Annotated in this window: 2 protein-coding genes; both read left to right on the top strand. The window is 59.4% G+C overall.

What is annotated here, in order from left to right:
* On the top strand, positions 1–1,146 hold a 1,146-nt coding region (gene ftsZ, locus ACIOVB_RS26755), incomplete at its 5' end, for a cell division protein FtsZ (protein ID WP_401272185.1).
* Positions 1,147–1,258: 112 nt separating this feature from the next.
* Positions 1,259–1,587, top strand: a 329-nt coding sequence (locus ACIOVB_RS26760; RefSeq protein WP_401272186.1) for a UDP-3-O-acyl-N-acetylglucosamine deacetylase, incomplete at its 3' end; no start/stop codon positions are given.

Raw genomic sequence — 1,587 nt, forward strand, 5'->3', positions numbered from 1 at the left:
GGTGTTGGCGGTGGCGGCGGCAACGCTGTCAATCACATGGTCAAGAGCAACATCGAAGGCGTCGAATTCATCTGCGCCAACACTGATGCTCAAGCGCTGAAAAACATCGGCGCGCGTACCATCCTGCAACTGGGCACCGGCGTGACCAAAGGTCTCGGCGCTGGCGCCAACCCTGAAGTAGGTCGTCAGGCCGCTCTCGAAGACCGTGAGCGCATTGCCGAAGTCCTGCAGGGCACCAACATGGTGTTCATCACCACTGGCATGGGCGGCGGTACCGGTACCGGTGCTGCACCGATCATCGCCGAAGTGGCCAAGGAAATGGGCATCCTGACCGTTGCGGTCGTGACCCGTCCGTTCCCGTTCGAAGGCCGCAAGCGTATGCAGATCGCCGACGAAGGCATCCGCATGCTGTCCGAAAGCGTCGACTCGTTGATCACCATTCCTAACGAGAAGCTGCTGACCATCCTCGGTAAAGACGCCAGCCTCTTGTCGGCTTTCGCCAAGGCTGACGATGTACTGGCCGGTGCCGTTCGCGGTATCTCCGACATCATCAAACGTCCGGGCATGATCAACGTCGACTTCGCCGACGTACGTACCGTGATGAGCGAAAAGGGCATGGCGATGATGGGCACTGGCAGCGCCAGCGGTCCGAACCGTGCACGTGAAGCCACCGAAGCGGCCATCCGCAACCCGCTGCTGGAAGACGTGAACCTGCAAGGCGCACGCGGCATCCTGGTGAACATCACCGCCGGTCCTGACCTGTCACTGGGTGAGTACTCCGACGTGGGTAGCATCATCGAAGCCTTCGCTTCCGAGCACGCCATGGTCAAGGTCGGTACCGTTATCGATCCGGACATGCGCGACGAACTGCACGTGACTGTGGTTGCCACCGGTCTGGGCGCGAAAATCGAGAAGCCTGTGAAGGTTATCGACAACACCGTTCACACTTCGATGGCTGCCTCTCAGGTGCAACAACCGGCTCCGTCCCGTCAGGAAGCGCCGGCGGTGAACTACCGTGATCTGGACCGTCCGACCGTCATGCGCAACCAGGCTCAGGCCGGTGCTGCGGCTGCCGCGAAGATGAATCCGCAAGATGATCTGGACTACCTGGACATCCCGGCATTCCTGCGTCGTCAGGCCGATTGATGGAATGTATCAGGGCTATGAAGGTGATTGGTGTTCAGCAAAGGCTCGGTCTGCTATTATCGCCAGCCTTTGTTGATACCAGTTCGCAATTTGCGCTGAAGCGGCCCAAGCCATGATTAAACAACGCACACTGAAAAATATTATCCGTGCCACAGGTGTAGGCCTGCACTCCGGTGAGAAGGTCTATCTGACCCTCAAGCCTGCGCCTGTCGACACTGGCATTGTGTTTTGTCGCGCTGACCTCGACCCTGTGGTGCAGATTCCTGCCCGCGCGGAAAACGTCGGTGAAACCACTATGTCGACGACGCTGATCAACGGCGACGTCAAAGTGGACACGGTAGAGCACTTGCTCTCGGCCATGGCTGGCCTGGGCATCGATAACGCCTACGTCGAGCTCTCCGCGTCCGAAGTCCCGATCATGGATGGCAGCGCTGGACCCTT

The sequence above is a fragment of the Pseudomonas sp. NPDC087639 genome (assembly GCF_044743385.1).
Lineage (GTDB): Bacteria > Pseudomonadota > Gammaproteobacteria > Pseudomonadales > Pseudomonadaceae > Aquipseudomonas.